Genomic DNA, 25,010 nt, shown 5'->3' with positions numbered 1-25,010 from the left:
GCACCGGGGTGATCTGCCATGGCGATGAGCATCCTTCGTCGGGGATCGGCGCGCGGCGGCGGGTCAGTAGGAGATGTCCGGGGCGAGCAGCATGAACTCGACGGCGAACCACCCCGTACCGGCGAGCGCGAGCAGGATCAGGCCGCTGGCGGCCCTCCGGTGCCAGCCGGCACCGCGGCGGATGTCGTCGACGAGCCGGACGGCGGCGGGCAGCACACCGAGCAGACCGATCAGTTGTAACGCCTGCACGGCCCGCAGGGCGGCGCTCGGGACGTCCTGGAGGCCCATGATGCTGACGATGCTCAACCCCCAGCCGACGAGTGCGAGGAGGGCGCCGGCGACGGCGAGGCGGCTCAGGACCCGCGCGGTGCGCCCGGCGGGGTCGCGGGGGGCGCGGCCGAGGCGGCGGCGGGCGACCGCGCCGACCGGCCAGGACAGGACGGCGAGGAGGAGCACAACCGCCGACGCGGCGATCACCGGGACGGCGAGGGTGGAGCTGCGGGCCGGCTCGACCGGCAGGAGGGCGAACGCGGACTCGAAGCCGATCGCCTGCACCCTGCCGTCGACCGCCCGCATCGAGAGAACGCGCTGCCCGCCGACCTCCCGCCAGACGTGGGGGGTGATCTCCTCGTACAGGGCGGGAGAGTCCGACAGCGGGCCGGGCTCGAACAGCAGCCGTCCGCCGTCCTGGACGCTCACCGTCGTACGGCCGACCAGGCCGATCGCGGTCAGGAAGGTGCTGCGCATCGCCCGCGAGCTCTCGTAGGTGCCGGCGGCCATCGCGGCGTGCTCGGCGATGGTCGCCGCGTCGACGGTCCGGACCGGCAGGGGCTCGGTCGGCGGGAAGTAGCGGTCGGCGAACCCCGACAGGACCGCCTGCCGCAGCTCGTGGCTGTCGATCGCGCCGCGCCCGTTGCTGTTGAGCGAGATGAAGATGCCGGCCCGGTCGTCGGGGTAGATCTGCAGGTGGGAGTGGAAGTACGAGGTGTCGCCGCCGTGGCCGAGGATGCGGTGGCCGTTGCGGTTCTCCTCGAAGAACCCGAGAGTCATCCGGGGGCCGCCGGCGAGGGTGCCGAGCGAGGCCGCGTCGAGCGCCGGCCGATGCATGAGTTCGAGGGTCGCAGGGCTGAGCAGGGCCGCCCCACCGGCCGGTGCGCCGAGGTGGGCGAGCATGAAGCGGGCCATGTCCGTCGCCGGTGCGCTGAGCGCCCCGGCGGGTGGGACGCCGACGGTCTCGAACGGTACGGCCGGGGCGGAGGCGTCGTCGTATCCGTTCGACAGGCGGTCCCGCAGGTGCGGCGGCAGCGGCTGGGCGAAGGTCGACGACGTCATGCCGGCGCGGCCGAGGACGTTGCGCCCGACGTACTCCTCGAAGCGCGTTCCGCTCACCCGCTCGACGATGTACCCGGCGAGCGCGTTGCCGTAGTTGGAGTAGGCGGGCACGGTGCCCGGCTCGTAGATCTGCTCGGGCGGGTCGGTCGCCAGCGCCTTGCGCAGGTCGGCTCCGGTGCCCGCCAGGTCGATCAGGCCGCCGACCCGCTCCTCGAACCCGGCGGTGTGGGTCAGCAGGTGCCGCAGGGTGACGGCCCGGTCGTAGCTGCGCGGCGGGGTGAAGTCGAGATATCCGCGAATGTCGGCGTCGAGGTCGAGCCGGCCCTTCTCGACGAGCTGCATGACGGCGGTCGCGGTGACGAGCTTCGACACCGATCCCACCCGGAACAGGTGCCGGTCGGGGTCGACGGGCACGGGGACCGCGCCGTCGTCGGTGCCCGTGTCGGCGTGGCCGTAGCCCCGTGCGGTGATGATCTTTCCGTCGCGGACGACGGCGACCGTGGCTCCGGCGATGCCGGCCCGTTGGAGTGCGGCCGGGAGCAGACCGTCGAGCCAGGCGTTGACGTCCCTGCTGTTCAGGGCGGCCGGGTCGGTCGACGCGCCCGGGGCGGCCGGGGCGCCGACGGGCGGGGCCGGGTTGGTCGGCGACGGGCCGGCGCCGCAGCCCGCGACCGCCGTCGCGGCGACAGCGAACAGTGTCGCCAGGAACGCCGCGCGGCGCAGGGGGCGGGACCCGGATCGGGGTGGGCGGGGTCGTGGGGTGAGCCGTTCGGGGGTGTCTGCGTGGAACATGGTTGTCTGCTGCCTTCCGAGGCTTTCGGGTGTCCGGAGGAGGTCCGTTCGGCGTCACTCGAATGCCCTTGGCACAGCCTGCTGGAGCAGCGCCGCCGCGCCATCTGGCGCAGGGACGCAATCGGTTTGCGACCTGAGTGGGAGACGGTGGCGTCACGAGCCGGCCGCAGGGCAAGAAACCCGACCGCTCGGCGATCCCCTTCGGTCCACTGTGTACGGTGGCGGTCTAATTCCCGCTCGGCCGGCGACCTTCTGGGCGGTTGCCGGGCCGTACCGGTCGCTGCCGCGCCGGATGGTCGGCCGGCTGAGCAGCCGAACCCCCATCGGAGGAACTGCGAATCATGTACGACGCGATAGTGGTCGGCGCCCGCTGCGCGGGTGCCTCCACCGCCCTGCTGCTCGCCAGGCAAGGGCACCGGGTGCTCGTGGTGGACCGGTCGTCGTTCCCCAGTGACGTCATCTCGACACACTTCCTGTGGCCGCACGGGATGTCCTACCTCAACCGCTGGGGCCTGTTGGACCAGGTCGCCGAGGTCACCCCCACGCACACGACCATCGACATCGTCAACGACGGCATCCGACTGACCGGATCGGTGCCGACGGACCTGCTGCGCGAGTACTTCCGGGACCTGCACGGCGACGACTCGGGCGTGGTGCAGAGCTACGCCTCCGTCCGCCGCCGGGTGCTGGACGAGATCCTCGTCGAGGCCGCGGCCAAGGCCGGTGCCGAGGTCCGCACCAACTGCACCGTACGGGAGCTGATCGTCGAAGACGGCCAGGTCGTCGGCGTCCGGGGACGAGCGGCCGACGGCCAGGCGTTCGAGGAGCGGGCCCGGATCGTGGTCGGCGCCGACGGCCGGAACTCGTTCGTCGCGCGCGCCCTCGATCTGCCCAAGTACGACGAGCGGCCCCGGTGCACGTTCGCCTACTGGAGCTACTGGTCCGGGTTCGATCTCGGGTCCGGGCAGATCCACCGGCGCGGACGGCTCGGCTGCGCGGTGGTGCCGACCAACTTCGCGCAGAACATGGTCCTGGTCTGGGGGCCGAGCGAGTGGTCCCGGGAGTTCCGCGCCGACGTGCCGGGCAACATGGAGCGGGCGCTGGACTTCGTCAGCCCTGAGCTGGGCGATGTGGTCCGCACCCGGGGGACGCGCCAGGAGCGGATCTACGGCACCCTGGACCAGTCGGCCTTCCTCCGGCCGCTGCACGGGCCCGGCTGGGTACTGGTCGGCGACGCCGAGTCCGCGAAGGACCAGTGCACCGCGATCGGCATGACCCACGCCTTCCGCGACGCGGAACTGGTCAGTGCCGCCCTGGACCGGTGGCTGACCGGGGAGATGTCGATCGACGAGTCGATGGCCGCGTACGAGGGCCGCCGCCGCAGCCAGAACGCGGCCGCCTACTACGACTACGTGTGCACGTTCGCGGAGATGCGGCCGTACCGGCACGACGAGCTGCAACTGTTCCTCGCGTTACGCGGCAACCAGGAGGAGACCGACCGGTTCATCGCCACGCACGCCGACGTCGCGCCGGTCTCGGAGTTCTTCCAGGCGTCCAACCTCTTCCTGCTCAACGACGCCGCGAAGGAGTCCTCGGCCGACTACGCGGTCTTCGACGACTTCGCCGCGACGTCCCGCATGTACCAGCAGAACCCCTTCGCCTGATGCCGCACCAGGGAGCCGACACCGTGACCACCACCGACCTGCACCAGCGTGACGACGGCGAGCTGATCGAGGTCATCCTGCACGCGGCCCGGCGCGGCGACGTCGAGGCGATGACGCGCACCGCGGCCGAGGTCTCCGAGATGACCCGCAACTGGGCCGCCCACATCCCGTGGGACGACTTCGCGACCCTCGACCGGTCCGGCGCCGACGGCGAACTCGCCCAGATCGTCGCGGACCTGACGGAGATGTGGGAGCCCGCCCACCTGCGCAACCCCGTCGACCCGGACGAGGAGTACGCGCTGGACAAGAACGCCTACGACTTCTACCGCCCCGCCGGCCGGAACCTGCTCGCCCGCACCGAGGACTTCTACGGCTGGGTGCAGGCCCGCCGTCGTACGGAGACCTGGCAGTACTCCCGGGTGCTGGAGGCGGCCCCGGACAGCGTCGCCCAGATCACCAACGACCTGGGCCGGCGGACCCGGGGCATCAACTTCAACTCGCAGGACTACCTGTCGTTCAACACCCACCCGGCGATCCGAGAGGCGGCGGCCCGCGCGATGCGCGACTACGGTCCGCACAGCGCCGGCTCGCCGATGGTGCTCGGCAACACCCGGATCTCCGACGACCTCGAGGCGGCCCTCGGCGACCTGGTGCGACTCGACCACGTGACGCTCTTCCCGACCGGGTGGGCGGCGGGCTTCGGCGCGGTGGTCGGTCTGGTCCGCCAGTCCGACCACGTGCTGATCGACCGGCTCGCGCACTCCTGCCTTCAGCAGGGCGCGCGGGCGGCGACCCGCAACGTGGTGCGCTACGAGCACCTCAACGTCGAGGCGGTCCGCCAGCACCTGGTCGACATCCGGTCGCACGACACCCGCAACGGCATCCTGGTGGTCACCGACGGCCTCTTCTCGGTGGACGCCGACTGGCCGGACCTGGTGACCCTCCAGCGGGTCTGCCGGGAGCACGACGCCACCCTGCTGGTCGACGTCGCGCACGACCTCGGCTCGATGGGGCCGGGCGGTACTGGCGTGCTGGGGACGCAGAACCTGCTCGGCGAGGTCGACATCGTCATGGGCGCGTTCTCGAAGACGTTCTGCTCCAACGGCGGTTTCGTGGCGTCGAACTCCCCGGCCCTGAAGCAGTACATCAAGATGTTCGGTGGTAGCCACTTCTTCTCCAACGCGCTCTCCCCGGTGCAGACCGCGGTGGTCCGGGAGGCCACCCGGATCATCCGGTCCCCCGAGGGGGACGCGCTTCGCGCCCGGCTGTTCACCGCGATCCATGCGCTCCGCGACGAGCTGACCAACCGGGGCCTGACCTGCATGGGGGAGCCTTCGCCGATCGTCCCGCTGCTGATCGGCAACGAGAAGCTCGCCCGAACCGCGAACCGGCTGCTCTTCGACCGGGGGGTCCTCGCGTTCATGGTGGAGTTCCCGGTCACGCCGACCGGATCGTCCCGGTTCCGGCTCCAGGTGCAGGCCGGTCACGGGCCCGAGGAGGCCCGGGAGGCGGCCCGCATCATCGAGGGCGCGATCACGGACTCCCGCGCGTACCTGTCCAGCGCGTTCGGCAGCGCCCCCCGGTAGTCCGTCGGGCGGGGCACCGGGGCCGGTGGCTGCCCGGCGCCCCGCCCGGCCTCGTGGAAGCCCACCGGTGCCCACAACTGACATCGATGACGGGGCGACGGCCGGGAGTTGACCAGGTCACCCCGGTCGGGACGGCGGCCGTTCACCGCCCGTGAGCTGGGTACGCTGGTTGACCAGCCTGATCAGCGCCTGACCGGCATCAGGGCGAGTTGGGACAGCAGGAGCGAAGGAAGGGAGCTGTCATGGACAGCAGTGCCCCGGTCGTGGTGGGTGTCGACGGTTCTGCCATCGCGCTGGACGCGGTCCGCACCGCTGCTCGGGAGGCGGCCAGCCGCCGGCGCCCCCTGCGGATCGTGCACGCGTTCATCTGGCCGCTGATGCGCGTCACGGTCGATCCGGCGCCCGGCGCCCCGGCCGGTGCCGGGCTGCGCAACCAGGCCGAGCGGCACGTCGCCGAGGCGGTGGCCGAAGCTGGCAGGATCGCCCCGGAGGTGGAGGTCACCGGCGCAGTGGTCGACGGTTCGCCGGCTCCGGTGCTCCTCGCCGAGTCGCGCGACGCCTCGTTGCTGGTGCTGGGCAGCCGCGGCCTGGGCGGCTTCGCCGGGCTGCTGATCGGCTCGGCCACTGTGCAGTTGTCCGCCCGCGCGGCGTGCCCGGTGCTCGTGGTGCGCGGTGAGTCGCGCACCGACGGGCCGGTGGTGGTTGGCGTGGACGGTTCCGAATTCTCCGCCGGGGCGGTCGAGTTCGCGTTCGAGGAGGCGGCCCGCCGGGGTGTCCCGCTGGTGGCGGTGCACGCCTGGCTCTACCCGGCGCCGCTCGGCCCGGGTGACATCCTGCCGCTGGTGTACGACCTGGAGGCGCTCGCCGCGGAGGAGGAACGCGCCCTCGCCGAGTCCGTCGCCGGCTTCGCGGCGCGGTACCCGGACGTGCCGGTCCAGCAGCGGCTGACGCGGGGCTCACCGGCCGGGGTGCTGGTGGAGGAGTCGAGGACGGCCCAACTGGTGGTTGTCGGAGCCCGCGGCCGAGGCGCGCTCGCCGGCCTGCTGCTCGGCTCGGTCAGCCACGCCGTGCTCCATCACGCGCACTCTCCCGTGGCCATCCTCCACCACCGGGGAACCACCGCCGGGAGCTGATACCCCCTGCCCCGATCCAGCACCGGCGACCAGGAGCGGACACGGGCCGACGAGGCGATCGGGTCACCGCAGCGGTCGATGCCGGCCGACAGCAGTCTTGATCTGTGCGGGGTACGGAGGGATATGGCCGGGAATAATGGGATAATGGGCCAGTCAACGACGCAGGCGCACGCCTGGTACGCCGTTCCCGCCGAGCGCGTCGTCCGAGAGTTGGGCGTGGACCCCGCGACCGGCCTGTCGGCGGAGGAGGCGGCCCGCCGGTCGGAGCGCCACGGCCCGAACCGGCTGACCGAAGCGGCGCGGGAGTCGCGGTTGCGCGCGTTCCTGCGGCAGTTCCAGGATGCGTTGATCCTGATCCTGCTCGTCTCGGCGCTGGTCAGCCTGATCGTGAGCCGGGAGTGGGAGACACCGGCAGCGATCGCCGTGGTGGTGCTGTTCAACGCGACGATCGGCTTCGTTCAGGAGTCGCGGGCGGAGGCATCGCTGGAGGCGTTGCGGCGGATGCTGGTCACGACCGCGACGGTTCGCCGGGACGGGCGGCTGGTGCGGCTGGACGCCGCGCAGTTGGTGCCCGGGGATGTGATCGCGGTGGAGGCGGGCGCCCGGGTGCCCGCCGACAGCCGGTTGCTGACGTCGGCCTCGCTGGAGGTGCAGGAGTCGTCGCTGACGGGCGAGGCACAGGCGGTGGCGAAGGCGGCGGACGCGGAGATCGACGAGCGGGCCCCGTTGGGAGACCGGGCGACCGCGCTGTTCATGAACACCATGGTCACCCGGGGCCGGGGGGCGGCCGTGGTCACCGCGACCGGAATGGCGACCGAGACCGGCCGCATCGCCGGCCTGCTGCAACAGGCGAAGCCGGGACCGACGCCGTTGCAGCGACAGATCGACACGCTCGGGCGAACCCTGGCCCTCGTCGCCGGCGCGGTCATCGTGATCGTGTTCGTGCTGGGCCTGGTGCGCGGGCAGGAGTTCGGGGACCTGTTCATCAGCGCGGTCTCGCTGGCGGTGGCCGCCATCCCGGAAGGGCTGCCCGCGGTGGTGGCATTCACGCTGGCCATGGGAACCGGTCGGCTGGCCAGACGCGGCGCCATCGTCAAGCGGCTGGCATCGGTGGAGACGCTGGGAAGCACCTCGCAGATCTGCACCGACAAGACCGGCACGTTGACCCTCAACCAGATGACGGCCCGGGAGGTACTGCTGGCGGGTCGGCGGTTCACCGTCTCCGGGGAGGGTTACCGCACCGACGGACGGATCCGCACCACCGACGGTTCGCCGCTGCCCGGGACACTCGACGAAGCCTTGATCGCCATGGCGCTGTGCAACGACGCCGTGCTGCGTGACGGCGACCTGGTCGGCGACCCGACCGAGGGCGCCATGGTGGTGCTCGCCGAGAAGGGCGGCATCGACGTGGCCGGCCTGCGCCGTGAGCGCCCCCGGCTGCTGGAGATTCCGTTCGACGCCGACTACAAGTTCATGGCGACGTTCCACCGGTGGACCGACGAGCACGGCCGCGAGATGATCCGGTCCTTCGTCAAGGGCGCCCCGGACGTGCTGGCAGCCCGTGCCGACCGCCACCTCGGCGGTGCGGAGATCCTGCCCTTCGACGACGCCGCCCGGACCCGCTACGACCAGGCCAACGCGACGCTCGCCGAGCAGGGCATGCGGGTGCTGGCGGTCGGCGCGCAGGACTTTCCGGCGGAGGGGTTCGAACCCACCGATGACCCCAAGGACATGCTCGATCGGGTGGTCCTGGTCGCGCTGGTGGGGATCGTGGATCCGCCCCGGCCCGAGGCGCGACAGGCCATCGCCGAGTGCCGGGCCGCCGGTATCCGCGTCCGGATGATCACCGGGGACCACGTCGTCACGGCCGGCTCGATCGCCGCCGAACTGGGCATCCCGGGGACGGCGGTGAGCGGCACCGACCTCGATCGGATCGAGGACGACGCCGAGCTCGCCCGCCGACTCGACGACATCGGGGTGATCGCCCGGGTCTCCCCCGAACACAAGATCCGCATCGTTCGGACGTTGCAGGCCCGCGGTGACGTGGTGGCGATGACCGGCGACGGGGTCAACGACGCCCCCGCGCTGCGCAGGGCGGACATCGGTATCGCGATGGGCCGCACCGGGACCGAGGTCACCAACGAGGCCGCGACGATGGTCCTCACCGATGACAACTTCGCCACCATCGTCCGCGCCGTCCGCGAGGGCCGCGGCATCTACGACAACATCGTCAACTTCACCCGCTTCCAGGTGTCGACCGCGTTCGGTTTCGTGCTGACGTTCCTGGTCGCGTCGCTGACCGGCATCGCCGGCGGTACGCCGTTCACCGCCCTGCAGATCCTCTTCGTCAACCTCGTCATGGACGGCCCACCGGCGATGTCCATCGGCGTCGACCCGATCAGTCAGGACGCGATGAGCCGGCCACCACGGCCCGCCGGCGAGCGGATCCTCACCCGGCACCGGCTCGGGCGGATCCTGCTGGCCAGTGCGGTGATGGCCGCCGGAACCCTCGCGGTTCTGGTGCTGGCGCCCGGCCCCGAACCCGCGCCGGGGCTGGCCACCGTCGCCGGCACCATGGCCTTCGCCACCTTCGTGTTCTTCCAGGTGTTCAACCTGCTCAACGTCCGGCACTTCAGCCGCAGTGTCTTCGCCCGGGAGACACTGCGGAACCCGTCGGCGTTCATCGCCGTCGCGGTCGTCGTCGTGCTTGTGGTCCTGGTCGTCGAGATGGATCCCCTGCGCCGCTTCTTCTCCACCGTCGACCTCACCTCCGGCCAGTGGCTGGCGTGCGTGGCGGCGGGCTCCACCATCCTGATCGCCGGTGAGCTCGGCAAGGCCTGGACACGCGCCAGGCTGCGCCGCCGGAGCGCGGCCTGGGCTTCCTGACCGACTGAGCGGACACCGGGTGCACGCGATCACCCTTTGGCGAGCCGTTCGGCGAGGGCGCTGATCGCCTGCGCGCTCGCCCTCGCCTCGTTCCTACTCGAGTGAGGGTGCGAGGTGGTGGCCGGTGTCGTCGGTCGGCAGATGGTCCGGGCGGTGACGGGCGAAGGCGTCGACCTTGCCCCAGCGGCCGGGGATGTCCAGCAGCGCGATCCGTCTGAAGCCGGGTGGCAGCACGGGGTCCACGGCGAGATGGTTCTCGTGGGGGTCGATGCCGAGCATGGTCCGGATGAGCAGCATCGAGGCCCCGCTGGACCACGCCTGGGGGCTGCCGGCGGTCGGGTAGCGGACCGGGTATCGGGTGGTGTCGCGGGCGAAGCCGCCGAAGGCTTCGGGAAGCCGACCTTGGAAGTAGGCGGCGGCGTCGATGATGCCCTCGGCGATGCGGCCGGCCTCGGCGGCGAATCCGTAGCGGCGCAGACCCCAGGCGATGAACGAGTTGTCGAACGGCCACACGGTGCCGTTGTGGTATCCGAGCGGGTTGTAGCGGCGTTGCCCCTCGGCCAGGGTGCGTACCCCCCAGCCGGAGAACAGCGCCGGACTCATCAGGTGCTCGACGACCTGCCCGGCCCGCTCCGGCGGGACGATGCCGCTCCACAGCAGGTGTCCGATGTTGGAGGACAGGCTGTCGACGGGGGTGCCGTCGCGGTCGAGTGCGAGGGCGTAGTAGCCGCGGTCGTCGATCCAGAAGTCCCGGTTGAAGCGGTCCTTGAGCGCCGCCGCCTCGCGTTCCAGCCGGTCGGCCAAGGCCGGGTCACCCCAGAACGTACGGGCCAGCCGCGCCCCGCGGATCTTGGCGTCGTAGGCGTAGCCCTGCACCTCGCAGGTGGCCCTGGGGAAACCCGGCAGCCTGCCGTCGGCGTAGGAGATGCTGTCCCAGGAGTCCTTCCAGCACTGGTTCTCCAGGCCGGTGACCCGGTTGCGTCGCTCGTACCAGACGTAGCCGGTGGACGTCAGATCCGCGTACTGGTCGATCCACGCCAGGGCCGCTCGGGCCTCCTGCTCCAGCTCGATCACCAGCGCCGCGTCGCCGCTCCACCGTTCGTACTCGTCGAGCAGCACCACGAACAGCGGCGAGGCGTCCACGGTGCCGTAGTACGGCGAGTGCGGCTGTTCCTCGAAGGCGGCCGACTCGCCGTAGCGCAACTCGTGCAGGATCCGGCCGGGGTCCTCCTCCAGGACGTCGTCGGTCCGGGCGCCCTGCAACGAGGCGAGGATCCGCAGTGTCGGCGGGGTCAGCGACGGTGTGACGGGCAGGGTCTGCAGGCAGGTGAGCAGGCTGTCCCGGCCGAACAGGGTCATGAACCAGGGCAGACCGGCCGCGGGTACGGTCGCGCCACCGAGGGAGAGCGGAGCGAAGCGAAGCGCCGCCAGGTCCACCAGGCTGCGCTGGTACACCTGCTGCAGCGCGGTGTTCTCGGTGTCCAGTTGCGGGGCCGCCGCGACCCACGCGCGCACGCTCTCCGGCAGGGTGGACTCGTCCGGGCGCAGGGCTCGTACCGCGGAACGGAGGTCGACGCCGTCCGGGCGCAGCGCCCGCATGACCACCCGCAGCTGCGTCGACCACTGCTGCCCGGACCGCACCCGAGGCCTGAACCGGAGACCGCGCGGATCGAAGGTCGTCGGCTCACTCGCCGACACGGACACCTCCCGCTGGAACGTGCCGCGCCGATAGCCCAGACGCAACTCGTCCGGACCGAGGTGGGTGTAGTAACTGCCGGCCTTGTCGCGGATGTCGAACTTGATGTCGAAGATGTCGGCGAAGTCGGCCGCCACCTCCAAGCGCACGTCGAGGTCTACGTCCTGCTCGCCGTAGTTGAACACCGTCAGCGACTCGGTCAGATCCGGCCCGATCCGCCGCCGCCGGATCGCCGACACGTCAGCCTCCACGTAGTCGACCCGCCCGCCCGGCACCACGAAGAACGCCACCTCGTAGTACCGGCTGTCATCCACCGACAGCGCGGTCAACCGCTCGCCGTTGACGGTGAGCACCCATCGGGACAGGAAACGGGTGTCGGCGGCGAACAACCCGACCGGGGAGGCGGGCGAGGCGTCCACATCACCGCTGGCGTCCGACACGATGAAGGTGCTTCCGTCGATGCACGACACGGTGCCCGGGGTGTCCTCCATCGGTCACTTTCCTCCGTGGTGGGCGACTGCTCGCCGCGGTGAAGCAGGCGGCACCGGGAACAGCCGACCGATCCGCAGCGCCAGGCCGAGGTCCCCGTCGACCAGGATCTCGCCCCGCGTGATCGCGGCGAGGCCGTTCAGCTCACCCCGCGCCATCGCATCCGCCACGTCCACGGACGTGGTGATGACGGTCCCGGCGGGACCACCATCCCGCGTCACCCGCAGCCGTCCATGATCAATGTCCAGCAGCCACTGCTCCACCCGATCCCCGTCCCGGATGTCGAACCGGACGCTACCGCGCACCTTGCAGAACCGTGCGTCGTGGCCGACGTTCGTCAACCGCGTGAAGAAGGCGCTGATCGCCGTCATACGACCTCCACAGGCGCTGGTAAGGGCGCACGCCGCCTACCCAGCGCACGCGGGTCCTAACTCTCGTCGGACGGCGGGAAAGCGCGCCGCGCGACCGTGGGAGTTCGCCGCCGCGCCACGAATCGCCGCCGTCGACGAGCGAGGCGGCGAGGCGCGCCGTGCGGGGCGGTCTGCCGATGGTCGACCGCACAAGCCGGAAGGGCAGGTGGGGTGGCCGTGCACATCAAAGGTCTTCGTTTGATCTAATCCGGTCTCCGGCGCAGCCCCACCGCGACGGCCCCTCAGGGATCAAGGAGAGCTAATCATGACCGTCTCGCAGCGTGTCGCGATCGTCACCGGCGGCTCCCATGGTATCGGCCGGCGGACCGTGGAACGGTTGGCGGCGGACGGCTTCGCGGTGGTGCTCAACTACGCCACGAGCAAGGTCGAGGCGGAGCAGGCCGTGGCCGAGGTCATCGCCGCCGGCGGAGACGCCGTCGCGGTGCAGGCCGACGTCGCCGACGAGTTCGCGGTGGCCGATCTCTTCGACACCGCCGAGCGGACGTACGGCGGGATCGACGTCGTCGTGCACTCGGCCGGGATAGCGATCCACTCCCCCGTAGCCGAACTGGATCTCGCGGACCTGGACCGGGTGCACCGCACCAACGTCCGCGGCACCTTCGTGGTCGACCAGCAGGCGGCCCGCCGGGTCCGGCCAGGAGGCGCGATCATCAACATCTCCAGCACGACGCCCCGGCTGTCCCTGCCCGGCTACGCCGCCTACGCCGCGAGCAAGGCCGCGATGGACTCGATCACCCTGATCCTGGCCCGGGAGCTACGGGGACGCGACGTCACCGTGAACGCGGTCGCGCCCGGCGCCACCACCACCGCGCTCTTCCTCGAGGGCAAGGACGAGCAGGCGATCGCCCAGATGGCGGCGATGTCTCCGATGAACCGGCTCGGCGACCCGAGCGACACCGCCGACGTGGTGGCCTTCCTCGCCGGCCCGGCCCGCTGGATCAACGGCCAGGTGCTGTACGTCAACGGAGGAGCCGCCTGAACCGCCGGAGCAGGGCCGCACGCGTCGACCCGGAGCCCCGGCCTGGGCCGGAGCTCCGGACGTCGGGACCGGCGGGAACCGGTCGGCGTGGTGTTACAGGCCCACCGTCCAGCTGTTGATGTAACCGACGTCCCCGGCGGCGGCGTCCTGCACCCGCAACGTCCAGGTGCCGGCACGGACCTCACTGGCGAGGTTGACCGTGTACGTCTGGTTGATGTTGTCGGTCGATCCACCGGTCCGGTTGTGCAGGGCGTAGACCGAGCCGTCCGGCGCGACCAGGCTCACCACCAGGTCACCGATGAACGTGTGCACGATGTCCACCGCGACCGTGCTCGTCGCGCCGGCGTTGCCGGCGCAGCCGGCGATCGCGATGGTGCTGCTCACCGTGCTGTTGTCCGAGATCGTCACGTCCGTGCCGTTGGTGCCGTTGCAATCCGGGGTCACGAGGCCGTCGAGCTTGAGCGCCCAGCTGTTGAGGTAGCCGACGTCCCCGGAGGCCGCGTCCTGCACCCGCAGCCGCCAGGTGCCGTTGCTGGTCTCGCTGGAGAGGTTGACCGGGTAGGTCTGGTTGATGTTGTCGGTCGAACCACCGGTCCGGTTGTGCAGGGCGTAGACCGAGCCGTCCGGCGCGACCAGGCTCACCACCAGGTCACCGATGAACGTGTGCACGATGTCCACCGCGACCGTGCTGGCCGCCGAGGCGGGGCCGGCGCAGCCGGAGATGGTGACCGAGCTCTCCACCGTGCTGTTGTCCGAGATCGACACGTCCGTGCCGTTGGTCTGCGAGCAGCCCGGCGGGCCGTTGACCGTCAGCGCGTACGAGGTGCTCTGCGTGGTCTCCGGGCCGGCGCCCCTGATGGTCACGGAGTAGGTGCCCGGCACCGCCGTGCCTGCGGTGCTGAGCATCAGGGTCGCCGAGCCGCCCGAGGTGACCGACGACGGGCTGAAGCTCGCGGTGACGCCGGCGGGCAGGCCGGAAGCGGTCAGGGCCACCGTCTGCGGGCTGCCGATCGTCGTGGTCGTGCTGACCGTCGCGGTGAGCGAGCCGCCCGGGTTGACCGCCCCGGCGGCCGGCGCGACCGCGATGCTGAAGTCCTGGGTCGGCGGAATGATGTTGCCGGTGTAGAGCAGCTTGTTCGGCGAGCCGGTGCCACCGCCGGTCACCACGTCGCTGGTGGCGTCGTTGTACAGCTTGTCGCGTACCTGCTGGGGGGTGTACGACGGGTTGGCGGCGAGCACCAGCGCGGCGGCGCCGGTGACGTGCGGGGCCGCCATCGACGTGCCGCTGATCGTGTTGGTCGCGGTGTCGCTGGTGTTCCAGGCCGAGGTGATCGACGATCCGGGGGCGAAGATGTCCAGGCAGGTGCCGTAGTTGGAGTAGCTTGCCTTGGCGTCGGTGGAGGTGGTGGCGCCGACGGTGATCGCGGTCGGGGTGCTGGCCGGCGACTTGGTGCACGCGTCGGTGCTCTCGTTGCCGGCCGCGACGCCGTAGCTGACGCCGTCGGCGATCGAGGCGGCGACCGCGTCGTTCAACGCCTGGTCGACGGGACCACCGAGGCTCATGTTCGCCACCGCCAGTTCGCCCGGGTCGTGGTCCCCGGTCACCCAGTCGATGCCCGAGATGACCTGTGCGTAGGTGCCGCTGCCGGCGTTGTCCAGCACCCGCACCCCGACCAGGGTGACACCCTTGGCCACCCCGTGGGCGGTGCCGCCGACGGTACCGGCCACGTGCGTACCGTGCCCGTTGCCGTCGTCGGCGCTGCCACCGTCGATGGCGTCGAACCCGGTGACCGCCCGGCCGCCCAGGTCACTGTGGGTGAACCGGATACCGGTGTCGATGATGTACGCCCGTACCCCCGCGCCGTTGCTCGGGTAGGTGAAGGTGTTGTTCAGCGGGAGGTTGCGCTGGTCGATGCGGTCCAGCCCCCAGGACGGGGTGGGCGTCTGGGTGCCCGCGATCGACACGGCGTGGTTCTGCTCGACGTACTTGACCGCCGGGTCGGCGGCGAGTCGACGGGCCTGCTGCGCCGACAGTCGCGCCTCGAAACCACGCACAGTGTTCTGGTACGTCCGGGCCACTGTGCCACCGTGCCGGGCGGCGAGGTCCCTGGCACTCTCGACGACCAGGGAACGGGTCACCGCGGTGTCCCTGAAGACCACGATGTACGAGTCGGCGACGGCGGTGGCACCACCCGCATGGAGGATCTCCCCCTCCGCCGGCGCCGCCATCGCCGGTGTCCCGAAGGCCACCGCGGTGGTGGCCGCGGTGGCCGCCAGTCCAAGGCGCCAACGGCGCCGAGACGATCGTGTCATCTTTTCCAGCCTCCATCCGATCCCCGGTCGACACGCTTGTGACACATCGACCGACGACTCTGCATCTGCCTGACACAGATGCTAGGGCCAAGAGGCATCGATGTTTAGGCATGTGATTCGGACTCGCATTGCCGTACGCTGTCCTCCGATCACAGAAATCCTGGATGGCCGATCGGAGTGCGTACCGTTACGGCTCATGAGGGCCGTGCCCGCAGGACTGTGGACCACTGATGATGCGGGCCGGCGCGGCGCGACAGTGCATGCCGAACTCGCACTGGATCCGGGATCGGCCAGCCTTCACTGCCCGAGGCAAATAATGGACGTTCGGCAAAGGCATGATTGCCGAGCCATTACGCGGCAGCCGCGCGATCTGCATCCTCCGGGCGAACTACGGCACCAGGACGATGCGCTCGTCCGTCTCGGCGGTCCACGCCTGCGAGATCTCCGCGAGTGGGATGCGCCGGGCCCGCACCTCGATCGCGCCCTCGGCCACCGCGGTGGCCAGCTCCGGCAGCTCTCGAATGAAGTCGCGGGGGGAGACGGAGCCGATGCCGCTGCCGATGATCTGCAGCTGGGCGCCGCGCAGGGCAGCGGACGGGACCAGTGCGAGATCGCCGGCGATCGACCCGATCTCGATCCAGATCAGCGGGACGCTGCGGTCGGTGCGAGCGGTGAGCAGACGCATCATGGCCCGGCCGGTGGGTTCGCCCCAGACGTAGTCGAGAACGACATCGACGTCGGCCGCCTGCTCGATCTGGTCGAACGTGATCACCTCGTCGGCACCGAGCGCGGGCAGGGTGGCCAGGCGCGCGGCGTCGCGGCCGGCGGCGATCACCTCGGAGGCGCCGAATCGCTTGGCGATCTGGATAGCCATCCGTCCGGCGCTGCCGGTGGCACCGAGCACGAGGACCCGCTGCCCCTTCGGGAAGTTGATGCGGCGGCGCAGCGCGACCCATGAGGACATCCCGGGGTTCATCGCGGCGGCGATCTGCACGGGATCGATGTTGTCCGGCAGGAGAACGCTGCGGCGCGGGTCGATCACGGTTCGATCGGCGAACGTGCCCAGGGCCGTGTCGTCCAGCGCCGCATAGCGAAGCCGCCCCTGGTCGTCGCGCACGACGCCGTCGACGCCGGGCACGAGCGGCAGTACGCCGCTGCTGGAGTAGTGCGAACCGTCGGCCTTTGCCCTCGTCAGGTGGTGCAGTCCGGCCGCGAGAACCTCCACGACCATTTCATTTTCGCCGGTGGCGACCGGTTCGGGGTGCTCACCGTAGATCGGCGGGGTGTTGAGGGCGGTGATGACAGCGGCGTGCATGCGATCCTCCTAGGTCGTTGGCATTACCAACAAGTGCGATAATGGTTGGTAATACAAACGATGTCAAGGGCGGATGCCGTACCACTCGATCGGTGCCGACCTTCCGAGTCACCGCGAGCGAGGGCGGCGGTTGTGATCGGGGTGGCGGCGGGGGCGCCGTGCGGCGATGCCACAAGGAGGGAAGCCGCGGCCGGAGGGCCGACGACGTCGCCGAGGGGGTCCGGGTCGATGGTGCCAGGTCCGGCCGGAGGATCGCCGCCAGGCGGATGCCGTCGCCAGGGCGGCGACAAGCACGATGACCTCCGCTGGGTAGTTCGTCTTACCAACTTTCGACACTTTGGTTGGCATTGCGAACCATGTCAACTAGCATGCGGGCATGACTACCGACGGGCCGGCCGGCGCCTCCGCGGACCCTCTCGTGGACGCCCTCGTCCGCAACGCCTTTCAGGTGATGGGCGTGCTCACCCGGGTCGGCGCCGAGCACGACCTGTCGTTGACGCAGCTGCGGGTCTTCGGCCTGCTGCGCGATCGCAGGCCGCGGATGACCGAGTTGGCCACGTTCCTCGGCCTGGACAAGTCGACGATGTCCGGCTTGATCGACCGTGCCGAGCGCCGTGGGCTGCTCGCACGTGGCAAGAGCGCCGAGGACCGCCGAGCCGTTGACGTTTTCCTCACCGCGGCCGGACTTGAACTGACCGAGCGGCTTTACGACGAGGTCAGGGCCGCGCTGCTGCCGGCAACCGGCCGTCTGGACCCGGAACAGCGCCGTCGGCTCACCGACCTGATCGAACCGGTCCTCGATCCTGTCACTGGCGCCGGGGAGCCATCGCCGAGAATCCCGGCACGCCGCGCCTGACCCCAGGACCAGGGCCGCGGCCTCGGCCTCGTCGACGGTGAAGTCAAGGTGGAGCTGCTGCGGCACGCCTTGGTCGGGCCAGGTCGGTGGCCTCCGCGTCGGTCTTGCGCTCGAACAGCTTTTCCCGGGGCTCTCCGGCGGCGTCGGCGTAGCGCACCCGCCAGCCTTCGTTGTCGAAAGCTCGGCTGCGATGCAACCCCGCCGGGAGTGCGCTCCGTCGTGCGAGTGGAAGCGATGGAGAGGAGCAGCGTGAAGAAGTCCGAGGAGGACGACTTTCGGGCGTTCGTCGGTGCTCGCATGGACCAGTGGCGGCGCGCGGCGTACCTGCTGTGTCATGACTGGCACGGCGCGGACGATCTGGTGTCGATCGTCGTGGGCAAGCTCTACCGGCACTGGCGCAAGGTGACCTCGGCCGACAACCCGGACGCGTACGCCCAGCGGGTGTTGACGAGGTCCTGGCTGGACGAGCGCCGCCGGCCCTGGCGGCGGGAGCAGTCAGTGGAAGATCCACCGGAGACCGGCTGGACGCACCCGGACCGGGTCGACGACCGGGATCAGCTGACAGGGTTGCTGGCGCAGCTGGCGCCGCGGCAGCGAGCAGTCGTTGTGCTGCGCTTTTACCTCGACCACTCCGTCGAGGACACCGCGGGCCTGCTGGGCGTCTCCGCGGGAACGGTCAAAAGTCAGTCGGCGCGGGGGCTCGAGACGCTACGCACCCTGGCGTACTCATCTGGGGGCATCGCATGAATCAGCAGATCTTCGACGAGCACATCGGGACCGCACCGCCGTCGACGGTCGACGTCGACCGGATCATCCAACGCCAGCGGCGCGGGAGCCTGCTGCGCCGCTTGGCGGGAGGTGGCACCGCCTTGGCGGCGACCGGCCTCGCGATCTCGGTCGGCGTCGCCCTGAGCGGGGGCACCCAGCCTCAGCCTGGGCCGTCGGCGGCGGCTCCCGCCAGATCGGCACCCGCCGTTCCCTCGGCGTCCCCCTCGGGTCTACGGCTCGACACCAGCAATCCGAAGGCGATCCAGCAGACCCTCAGCCGGCTGCGGGTGGTACTCGAAAGGGAAGTCGCCGGGGCAGCGCCCGACGTCCGATGGATCTACATGCCCGACGTCCCAGGTGAGAGGCGCCTCCCGGACGGTCATCCGGCAATGTACGCCGAGCGGAATCCGGTCGGGTGGGCCGCCCGATCCGGTGTGGCCCGCCACGGCAAGAAAGCCGGCTTGTACATGTGGGTCCGGCCGGACAACTGCGGCTCGCAGGGCGGCGGCGGCCTTGATCCGGACGGTCCGCTCCCGCGCAGGAGCAGTCCACAGGCCGGCGGCGGCCCGCGCGTCTGCTCGTACATGCTCGAGTGCGAGCACGGCACGAAAGCCGGCGCCTGCCAGGCGTCGACGACCGGGGGCCTCGATGTGGTGGAGAGGACCGAAACCAGCCCGGCGAAGAACGGCAAGCTGTACCGCTTCTACCAGGTGCAGGTCAAGCTTCCGCAGGGCTACTACCTGCGCTTGTCGGCGGTGAACTACTTCGGGGGCGACGGCAGCGGGGTCACCAGCGAGACTCCGCTGCTGACCAAGGCCGAGCTGCGCACGGCCGCGACGGCCATCGCCGCCCAAGTCGTCAACTGACACCCACACAGATGGTCCCGGATGTTGTCCCTTCACTCGCAGGCTTGAGGACACCGTCCGGGATCGCTCCCGACCACGCCGGAAAGCCGGCGGTCGTCTGTGTCGGGTTCGACGCGGAGTCCCGGTGCTTCCTCGGCGCGCCCGGCTCAGCCTCGGCCTCTCCCGCCGAGCCCTCCGCGAGGGCTGAGCGTCCCGCCGGACCGCGGTCGACAGCACCCCGACCGGCAAGCTCGTCGCCCTCGGCGCGGAAACGCCGGTGTGCCTTCTCGACGCCAATCAATAGAATCAGCGGCGGCAGGTGACGGCGACACCACGGGGGTCGGAGATGGGGCCGGTAGCGCGACCCGGGGACGAGCGGGTCGACACGGGCCGCGCGGCCGGTGGCCGGCTGTCCCTGGCCGGCGACGCCCGGTCGGGGTCGGTCGACCGGGCCGGCGGGCGGTAGCCCCATGATGTCGGCGCCCCCGCAGCCGGCTATGCCAGCGGAGCCGCCGCCCGCGCACCAGCGGCTGTCGAACGCGGGTACCCTCCCGCGGTTCGTCCTGTTGATCGTCCTCTTCGTGGGGATCGCCGCGGTCATCACGGCCAACCTCATCAGGGCGCGCACCGACCCGAACGGCGTACGGGTCGGCTGCGGGCTCGCGGCCGGAGGCGATCCGGGCCTGAGCGACCTCGACGTGAGCTTGCGGACGGTCGACCAGCAGTCCGCGTTCGAGACCTGCGTGGACCGCTTCGTGCCGGCCCCGGCGTGGTGGTGGAATCCTGCGGCGCTGCTGCTGCTGGTGGTCTGCGCGGCGGTGCTGTACTGGGTGCTGCCGATGTGGAAGGGGCGGCGGGGCCGGGTCGTGCCGGTCGAGCAGGTCGACGGCGACGGCGGACTGACGGCCACCCTGGCCGAGTTGGTTGCCGTGGCCGGGTTGCGCCGCCCACCCCGCTTCGTCATCGTTCCCGCCGTGCCGACCACCGGCGCTGTGGTCTTCGGCCGACTGCGCCGTTACACCGTCTGCCTGGACGGTGGCCTGGTCGCCCAGCGCCACCGTGAGCCCGAGGGCTTCCGGGCGGTGGTGTTGCACGAGTTGGCGCACCTGCACAACCGCGACGTCGACATCACGTACGCGACCGTCTCGCTGTGGCGGATCCTGCTGGGGGTGGTCGTCCCCCTCGACCTGGCGTACATCGCGGCCGTGAGCCTGCCGGACACGGCCGGCTCGTACATGGCGACGCGGGAACAGTCCCGGGTGGCGCACCACGTGGCGATGCTGGCCGTCACGATCGTCCTGGTCTACCTGGCGCGCGCGGACATCCTGCGTACCCGTGAGTTCCACGCCGACCTCACGGCCCGGCGCTGGGGCGCGGACGTACGACTCTGGGAGGCCGCCGCCGGGCCGGAGGTGACAGAGCGGGCCGCCTCCCCCCGGTTCGCCACGAGGCGGCTGGTGGCCGCCGGGGCCTCGCTCTGGCACACCCATCCGAGCTGGGAGCAGCGGCTCAGGTCGTTGGCCGATCCGGGGGCGTTGTTCACGCCACGGGCGCTGCCCTTCTTCCTGACGGGCGCGACGGCGACGATCGCCGCCACCAGGATGCCGGCGCTGCTGTCCCTGCTGGGGGTCACCGGCAGTTGGGAGAGCTGGACCGTGGCGGTGGTCGTCGCGGTCCTGGTCACCACGACCACCGGGCTGCTGCTCTGGCCGGCCGTGACCCACGCGGCGCTCACCACCGGCCCGGCACCGTCCGGGCTACCGGCCGGCTGCTGGCTGGGGGTCGGCCTGGTCGTGGGTGAGCTGGCGGTCGGTCGCACCGGCAGCGTCTGGGACCTGTTCCCCGAGCAGCCCGTCTTCCTGGTGCTGCCCGTGCTCGCGGGGCTCGCGGCCGTCTGGTGGACGGAGGAGTACGCCCAGGTCTCGGCCGCCGGGACGACGGGTGCGCGACGACGCTGGCCGCTGCTGGTGGGGCTCGGCGTGAGCTGTTTCGTGCTGGCCCTGTGGTGGCGATGGTGGGAGGCCCAGGGCACCATCCTCGCGGGCGGTCTCCTGTCCTTCAGCGGCGATCTCGTCGACGCACACGAGCAGAGCCTGACCGGCGGCCACGGGTTCGAGGGACCGCTGCTGGCCTCCGCTCCCGGGCTACCGGTGCTGCTGGCCCTGAGCAGGAGCCCGGAGCTGCTCTGGACCACCGGGGCACTCTGGGTCCTCCCGTTCCTGGCCTGGCTCCCCCGCGCCACCGGCCCCGCCCGGCCGCGGCCGGTGCTGTCCGCCGCCGGGATCGGTGCGCTCTGTGCCACGGTGGCGGCGGTGGCGGCAACCGCCGCCCTGCGGGTGTGGTCGCCGGTGATCGCCGGTCGGGAACAGACCCACCTCGTCGCCTACGTGACGTGGCTCATGGTCGTGGTCATCGGTGTCATGTGGCTGGCGGCCGGGGTGACCGCCGCGCTGGCGGACCGCTGCCCGCTGATCCAGGCCCTGGTCGTGGCGGGAGCCACCGGGCTGGCCGGGCTGGTCACCACCGCCGCGCTGGCCTCGGTCGACGGTTGCGTCCGTCCGCTCACGATCCTGGCGTCGTCGTGCCGGCCCGATCCCCTGGGCAGCTGGTCGTTGTTGACGTTGCTTGCTCCGACGACGTTGGGCCTGGGTGTGTTCCTCGCCGTCGCGGTCGCCGCCGTCGGCACGCTGGCAGGCAGGACGCTCCGCCGGTTCCGCGCCCGTGCCGCGGTCGCCCGGCGGGCCGGGGACGACTCCCCCGCCCCGGTCCACCACAGCCGGCTGGCACCGCGCCGGGCGTCGGTGGTGGTGCCGTGTCTGTTGATGACGGCGTTGACCGTCGCCGTTACCGTGGCCGACCTCCGGTCACCTGCCTCGACGCCCACCGCCTCCGCCGCGCTGGCTCCCGTGCTCAGTGCGCAGGCCACCTCACCCACGGTGCGGGCGGCGCAGGTGCACGCCTGGCGGGCGCTCGGCGGGGACGAGCGGGCCGACGAGGTCCTGACCGGCCTGCTGGATCTGCTGCGGCGGCTCGATCAGCTCACCGCCGCCGGGTCGGACCGGGCACTGACCGACTGGGCGTTCATCGACACCGAGGTACGGCCCCGCTGCGTCGACCTCTCCGAACGGGTCGCCGGCGCCCGCCGGTACTTCCGCTATCCCGACCCGCAGGGCCAGGCTGCCTGGAATGCCCTGCTGACCAGGGCGGAGCGGGCGGGCGGCGCCTGTGACCTCGCCATCGGGCAACGGGACCGGGGCGGGTACCTCACGGCGATCCGACAGCTGCTGTCGCTCGGGCGGGACGTGCCCGACATGGGAAAGGCGATCTTCCGCTGAGCCTGCCGCCCGGCCGGGAGACGCCGTCGCGCATCGGCTCGCGGCTGTCGGCCGACCACGGTCACCGGGCCCTGAGCCGGTCGACGCGCGGACCGTCCTGACGTCCGGTCAACGAGGGCCCGGCATGAGTGGCAGGACCATCCCCGCCCGCTTGACGGAACGTAGGGCAACGGCGATGTCCGCGTGTTGCAGGCCGGGCAGCTGGCCGATGGTGCCGGACAGGAACTCGTAGAGCGCGGCGTCATTCTCCAGCGCGACCTCGCCGCACAGGTTCCGGTCCCCGGTCGTTGCGGCGATCATGAGGACGGCGGGGTGCGCGGCGAGCAGTTCACCGGCCTGCCCGAGCTGGGTGGGGTTGATGCTGAGGAAGATGAACGCGTTCACCGTGAGCCCGACCACGCTGGGCTCGACAACCGTCCGCATGCGCAGGAATCCGGCCGCCATCATCGCCTCGGCCCGCCGCCGTACGGTGGCAGGGCTCGCGCCGCACCGTTCGGCCATCTGCTGCCAACCCTGGCGGCCGTCCTTGACGAGGCTGGCGACGATCATCTCGTCGAGCGGGCTGAGCCGCTGCGGCGCCTCGACGAGCGACTGCTCGTCCCATCGGTCCGTCCGTTGCGCCCGCAGCCTGTCGACCACCTCCGCCGGCAGCAGGCTCGGGCTCCAGTTGTGTGGGGTGGCAAACCTGCGGATCACCTGGTTGCTCCAGACGGCGAGGACGCCGTCCAGGCCCGGCAGCTGCTTGAACATGAGCTGGAGCAGGTGCTCGTTGGAGGTGTAGGAAACCTCGGCCAGGCAGTCTACGCTGCCGGTGAGCAGCTTGACCGATCCGCATTCCTCCCACCGGGCCAGGTGTTCGGCCGAGCGGCTGGCGGCGTCCGGGCGGCAGCGCAGCCGGACGAACAGCGATCGCGCCCGGCGGGTCGCCTCGCCGTCCATGACGCCGATGACCCGGACCGCTCCGCTGCGGAGAAGTCGCGGGATCCGCCGGGACACGGTCGCCTCCGAGGTGAACACCGCCTCGCCGATCTGCGCGTGGGTGGCTCGCGGGTGAGCGAGCAGGGCGCCGACGATCCGGCGGTCGAGTTCGTCCAAGGATCCGTCGATACCGTCACCTGAGCGGTTCTTCATACCGGAATCTTGCATCTCACACCACGATCTTGACAATCTGCCTCGTGCCTCCGGCAGACTCTCGTCCACGGCTACCAAGGGGTTGAGGAGGCAGAAGGTGGCGCATCCCATCAGGCGCTCGAACGCGGCCAGAGGCATCGCGGCGGGTACGGTTGCACTGCTCGCGGCGGCTGCGCTGCCGGCGGCTACGGCGTCGGCGTCGTCCGACACGGCGAAGAGCCCGACGCGGCCCGCGCAGCACGTGATCATGTTCGACTTCGACGGGTTCGACCCCCGTTTCCTTGAGGGGCGCTACGCCGACCTGGCGGAACTGCCCAACATCCGGGCACTGATCGAGAATGGCGCCCACGGCGTCGCGGACGGGTCGTACTCGTCGTATTCCAACTCGTCCCGGACGACGACGGCGACCGGCGCGTACCCCGCCGTGCACCGCAACACCGGCTACTACTACAACCACGAAACCAACCGTGGCGTCTCCCAGGAGCGGTACATCGAGCCCGGCGTCGAGACGATCGCCCACTCGCTGAAGCGGCAGGGCCGCACCTCGGCCTACCTGCAGTGGTACGCGGTGCAGAACTACGGCGCCACGTACGGTGACCCCGCCGCGCTCTACACCCAGCCGGGCGGAAACTGCGAGACCCGCGCCGATCAGGCGATCGCGCTGCTGCGTGGCGAGCCCGTCAACTCCGGCGGCACGATGGTGGACCCGGCCGCGATCCCGGACCTGATCACCGTTTACTGCGACGACGTCGACGGCGCGCTGCACGACGACGGATTCGCCGACCCCGACCTTCCGGCCGCCCTGGCCCGGGTGGACGCCCAGATCGGGCGGGTCCGCGACGCCGCCCGCGAGGCCGGCATCCTGGACCGGACGGCCTTCCTCGTCACCGCCGACCACGGTGCCCGGGAGTGGACCGTTCCGCTGCTGCCCGAGGTGCTCGACCGGCTGTCCGTGACGGGCCTCAAGGTCCAGGTCATCTCCTCCTCGGGCGGCGTACCGGACCCGACGAGCGAGATCGTCATCGTGGCCTCCCCGCGTACCGCCGACATCACCCTGAGCGGCAGGGCGGACACCGCGAAGAACGCGCGCCGGATTGCCAAGATCATTAAGGGCATCCCGGGGATCGCGGCTGTCCATGACGAGCGGGACCTGCGCCGGATGAACGCCAGCGACAAGCTCGGTGACCTCGTCGTGGAGCCGGTCGAGCCGTACCACCTGTCCACGCTCACCGACGGCGCCCCGCGCGCCTCGCACGGCGCCCTGCCGGAGTCGCACGTCCCGATGGTGCTCTCCGGCGCCGGGATCCGTCGCGACGTCCCACTGCGCAACGTCGGCCTGGTCGACGTGGCCGCCACCATCAGCGCACTGCTCGGCGTGCAGCCGCCGGCCACCTCGCAGGGGCACGTCATGCGCGGGGCCATCGAGCGGTCCTGATCGTCACCACACGCACATCAAGGA

16 protein-coding genes are annotated in these 25,010 nt (G+C 71.1%); 10 read left to right on the top strand and 6 right to left on the bottom strand.

The features are described 5' to 3' along the window. Positions 1-63: 63 nt before the first annotated feature. Positions 64-2,124, bottom strand: a complete 2,061-nt coding sequence (locus ABT023_RS17475) for a serine hydrolase domain-containing protein (protein WP_350886538.1) — start codon at positions 2,122-2,124, stop codon at positions 64-66. 341 nt (positions 2,125-2,465) lie between these two features. Between ABT023_RS17475 and ABT023_RS17470 the strand changes: the two genes are divergently transcribed. The 4 genes from ABT023_RS17470 to ABT023_RS17455 all read left to right on the top strand — a co-directional run bounded on the left by ABT023_RS17470 (position 2,466) and on the right by ABT023_RS17455 (position 9,393). Further along, positions 2,466-3,788 carry an NAD(P)/FAD-dependent oxidoreductase gene (locus tag ABT023_RS17470; RefSeq protein WP_350886536.1) on the top strand — a complete coding sequence of 441 codons (1,323 nt, stop codon included), beginning with the start codon at positions 2,466-2,468 and terminating at the stop codon, positions 3,786-3,788. Positions 3,789-3,811: 23 nt separating this feature from the next. Then, the gene (locus ABT023_RS17465; protein WP_350886534.1) at positions 3,812-5,374 is read left to right on the top strand and encodes an aminotransferase class I/II-fold pyridoxal phosphate-dependent enzyme; all 1,563 of its coding nucleotides are present in this window, start codon (positions 3,812-3,814) and stop codon (positions 5,372-5,374) included. 242 nt (positions 5,375-5,616) lie between these two features. Beyond that, positions 5,617-6,507: a universal stress protein gene (locus ABT023_RS17460; RefSeq protein WP_350886531.1), complete on the top strand. Its 891-nt coding sequence runs from the start codon at positions 5,617-5,619 to the stop codon at positions 6,505-6,507. Positions 6,508-6,651: 144 nt separating this feature from the next. Continuing rightward, complete coding sequence (locus ABT023_RS17455) at positions 6,652-9,393, top strand: cation-translocating P-type ATPase (RefSeq protein WP_350886528.1); 2,742 nt, start codon at positions 6,652-6,654, stop codon at positions 9,391-9,393. A 93-nt stretch (positions 9,394-9,486) separates the two neighbouring features. Here ABT023_RS17455 and ABT023_RS17450 read toward each other — a convergent pair whose 3' ends face one another. Together ABT023_RS17450 and ABT023_RS17445 are read right to left on the bottom strand one after the other, a co-directional pair. After that, positions 9,487-11,580, bottom strand: coding sequence for an amylo-alpha-1,6-glucosidase (locus tag ABT023_RS17450; protein WP_350886525.1), 2,094 nt, complete (start codon positions 11,578-11,580; stop codon positions 9,487-9,489). A 3-nt stretch (positions 11,581-11,583) separates the two neighbouring features. Continuing rightward, positions 11,584-11,949 carry an SCP2 sterol-binding domain-containing protein gene (locus ABT023_RS17445; RefSeq protein ID WP_350886523.1) on the bottom strand — a complete coding sequence of 122 codons (366 nt, stop codon included), beginning with the start codon at positions 11,947-11,949 and terminating at the stop codon, positions 11,584-11,586. A 304-nt stretch (positions 11,950-12,253) separates the two neighbouring features. On the opposite strand from ABT023_RS17445, the gene ABT023_RS17440 reads away from it, so the two are divergent. Beyond that, the gene (locus tag ABT023_RS17440; protein ID WP_350886520.1) at positions 12,254-12,988 is read left to right on the top strand and encodes an SDR family oxidoreductase; all 735 of its coding nucleotides are present in this window, start codon (positions 12,254-12,256) and stop codon (positions 12,986-12,988) included. 93 nt (positions 12,989-13,081) lie between these two features. Here the strand turns inward: ABT023_RS17440 and ABT023_RS17435 are convergent, their stop codons facing one another. Together ABT023_RS17435 and ABT023_RS17430 are read right to left on the bottom strand one after the other, a co-directional pair. Beyond that, on the bottom strand, positions 13,082-15,301 hold the full coding sequence (locus ABT023_RS17435) for a S8 family serine peptidase (protein ID WP_502890700.1): 2,220 nt from the start codon (positions 15,299-15,301) through the stop codon (positions 13,082-13,084). Between the two features lie 388 nt (positions 15,302-15,689). Continuing rightward, the gene (locus tag ABT023_RS17430; RefSeq protein WP_350886517.1) at positions 15,690-16,616 is read right to left on the bottom strand and encodes a quinone oxidoreductase family protein; all 927 of its coding nucleotides are present in this window, start codon (positions 16,614-16,616) and stop codon (positions 15,690-15,692) included. A 376-nt stretch (positions 16,617-16,992) separates the two neighbouring features. Here ABT023_RS17430 and ABT023_RS17425 point away from each other — a divergent pair, with 376 nt between their 5' ends. From ABT023_RS17425 to ABT023_RS17410, 4 genes are all read left to right on the top strand, one after another. After that, positions 16,993-17,472, top strand: a complete 480-nt coding sequence (locus ABT023_RS17425; protein ID WP_350886514.1) for a MarR family winged helix-turn-helix transcriptional regulator — start codon at positions 16,993-16,995, stop codon at positions 17,470-17,472. Between the two features lie 249 nt (positions 17,473-17,721). After that, on the top strand, positions 17,722-18,219 hold the full coding sequence (locus ABT023_RS17420; protein ID WP_350886511.1) for a SigE family RNA polymerase sigma factor: 498 nt from the start codon (positions 17,722-17,724) through the stop codon (positions 18,217-18,219). Then, entirely contained in the window at positions 18,216-19,106 is an 891-nt protein-coding gene (locus ABT023_RS17415; protein ID WP_350886508.1) for a hypothetical protein, read from the top strand. The genes ABT023_RS17420 and ABT023_RS17415 overlap by 4 nt, the downstream gene beginning before the upstream one ends. Before the next feature lie 476 nt (positions 19,107-19,582). Then, positions 19,583-22,420: a M48 family metalloprotease gene (locus ABT023_RS17410; protein ID WP_350886505.1), complete on the top strand. Its 2,838-nt coding sequence runs from the start codon at positions 19,583-19,585 to the stop codon at positions 22,418-22,420. 108 nt (positions 22,421-22,528) lie between these two features. Here ABT023_RS17410 and ABT023_RS17405 read toward each other — a convergent pair whose 3' ends face one another. After that, complete coding sequence (locus ABT023_RS17405) at positions 22,529-23,515, bottom strand: Lrp/AsnC family transcriptional regulator (protein WP_350886502.1); 987 nt, start codon at positions 23,513-23,515, stop codon at positions 22,529-22,531. A 133-nt stretch (positions 23,516-23,648) separates the two neighbouring features. On the opposite strand from ABT023_RS17405, the gene ABT023_RS17400 reads away from it, so the two are divergent. Continuing rightward, the gene (locus ABT023_RS17400) at positions 23,649-24,986 is read left to right on the top strand and encodes an alkaline phosphatase family protein (protein WP_350886500.1); all 1,338 of its coding nucleotides are present in this window, start codon (positions 23,649-23,651) and stop codon (positions 24,984-24,986) included. Positions 24,987-25,010 lie beyond the last annotated feature (24 nt).

The sequence above is a fragment of the Micromonospora sp. NPDC002296 genome, assembly GCF_040296145.1.
GTDB lineage: Bacteria > Actinomycetota > Actinomycetes > Mycobacteriales > Micromonosporaceae > Micromonospora.
This window is presented reverse-complemented; position numbering and strand designations above follow the sequence as displayed.

Excerpts from the sequence above, each read along its gene's own strand:
- ABT023_RS17475 (WP_350886538.1), bottom strand. The coding sequence starts at position 2,124 with ATGTTCCACGCAGACACCCCCGAACGGCTCACCCCACGACCCCGCCCA.
- ABT023_RS17470 (WP_350886536.1), top strand. The coding sequence starts at position 2,466 with ATGTACGACGCGATAGTGGTCGGCGCCCGCTGCGCGGGTGCCTCCACC.
- ABT023_RS17460 (WP_350886531.1), top strand. The coding sequence starts at position 5,617 with ATGGACAGCAGTGCCCCGGTCGTGGTGGGTGTCGACGGTTCTGCCATC.
- ABT023_RS17455 (WP_350886528.1), top strand. The coding sequence starts at position 6,652 with ATGGGCCAGTCAACGACGCAGGCGCACGCCTGGTACGCCGTTCCCGCC.
- ABT023_RS17450 (WP_350886525.1), bottom strand. The coding sequence starts at position 11,580 with ATGGAGGACACCCCGGGCACCGTGTCGTGCATCGACGGAAGCACCTTC.
- ABT023_RS17445 (WP_350886523.1), bottom strand. The coding sequence starts at position 11,949 with ATGACGGCGATCAGCGCCTTCTTCACGCGGTTGACGAACGTCGGCCAC.
- ABT023_RS17440 (WP_350886520.1), top strand. The coding sequence starts at position 12,254 with ATGACCGTCTCGCAGCGTGTCGCGATCGTCACCGGCGGCTCCCATGGT.
- ABT023_RS17435 (WP_502890700.1), bottom strand. The coding sequence starts at position 15,301 with ATGACACGATCGTCTCGGCGCCGTTGGCGCCTTGGACTGGCGGCCACC.
- ABT023_RS17430 (WP_350886517.1), bottom strand. The coding sequence starts at position 16,616 with ATGCACGCCGCTGTCATCACCGCCCTCAACACCCCGCCGATCTACGGT.
- ABT023_RS17425 (WP_350886514.1), top strand. The coding sequence starts at position 16,993 with ATGACTACCGACGGGCCGGCCGGCGCCTCCGCGGACCCTCTCGTGGAC.
- ABT023_RS17415 (WP_350886508.1), top strand. The coding sequence starts at position 18,216 with ATGAATCAGCAGATCTTCGACGAGCACATCGGGACCGCACCGCCGTCG.
- ABT023_RS17410 (WP_350886505.1), top strand. The coding sequence starts at position 19,583 with ATGCCAGCGGAGCCGCCGCCCGCGCACCAGCGGCTGTCGAACGCGGGT.